This is a genomic window from Mycobacterium sp. 1465703.0 (assembly GCF_001672975.1).
Lineage (GTDB): Bacteria > Actinomycetota > Actinomycetes > Mycobacteriales > Mycobacteriaceae > Mycobacterium.
Genome location: NZ_LZKU01000289.1, coordinates 1 through 814, shown reverse-complemented (window position 1 = coordinate 814; position 814 = coordinate 1). Strand labels below are relative to the sequence as shown.

Sequence of the window (814 nt, the reverse complement as noted above, 5' to 3'; positions counted from 1 at the left end):
CCCCGTCATGCCGCGCTATCACGGCCGCCACCAGCTCAACCGCTATCCGGACGGTCTGGAGAAATGCATCGGGTGCGAGCTGTGTGCATGGGCGTGCCCGGCCGACGCGATCTACGTCGAGGGCGCCGACAACACCGAGGAACTCAGGTACTCGCCCGGGGAGCGCTACGGCCGGGTGTACCAAATCAACTACTTGCGCTGCATCGGCTGCGGTCTGTGCGTCGAGGCCTGCCCGACCCGGGCGCTGACGATGACCAATGACTACGAGATGGCCGACGACAACCGCGCCGACCTGATCTATGAGAAGGACCGGCTGCTGGCGCCGCTGTTGCAGGACATGCTCGCCCCGCCGCACCCCCGCACCGCCGGCGCCACCGACAAGGATTACTACCAGGGCAACGTGACCGCTCACGGGTTGCGGGAAACTCAGCAGGCCGGAGAATCCCGGTGACTGGATTGACCAGCCAGGCCGTCACCCTGGCGTCCAGTTTCACGCAGGACACCATCGTTCGAACGTCGACCGGCGAAGCGGTGACGTTCTGGGTGCTGGGCGCGCTGGCCGTGCTCGGCGCGCTCGGCGTGGTAGTGGCCGTCAACGCCGTGTACTCGGCGATGTTTTTGGCGATGACGATGATCATCCTGGCGGTGTTCTACATGATCCAGGACGCGCTCTTCTTGGGTGTCGTCCAAGTCGTGGTCTACACCGGCGCGGTGATGATGCTGTTCTTGTTCGTGCTGATGATCATCGTCATCGCCAAAAACATCGCCGAGTACACGGCGTTGACGGCCACTACCACGCCGAGCGCGCCGAGCA

Annotated in this window: 2 protein-coding genes; both read left to right on the top strand. The window is 64.4% G+C overall.

The genetic code is table 11. The features are described 5' to 3' along the window. Positions 1–451, top strand: a 451-nt coding sequence (gene nuoI, locus A5625_RS27295; RefSeq protein WP_067001864.1) for an NADH-quinone oxidoreductase subunit NuoI, incomplete at its 5' end; no start/stop codon positions are given. Between the two features lie 26 nt (positions 452–477). Continuing rightward, positions 478–814 (top strand): NADH-quinone oxidoreductase subunit J (locus A5625_RS27290; RefSeq protein ID WP_232003842.1); only part of this gene is annotated, 337 nt, incomplete at its 3' end.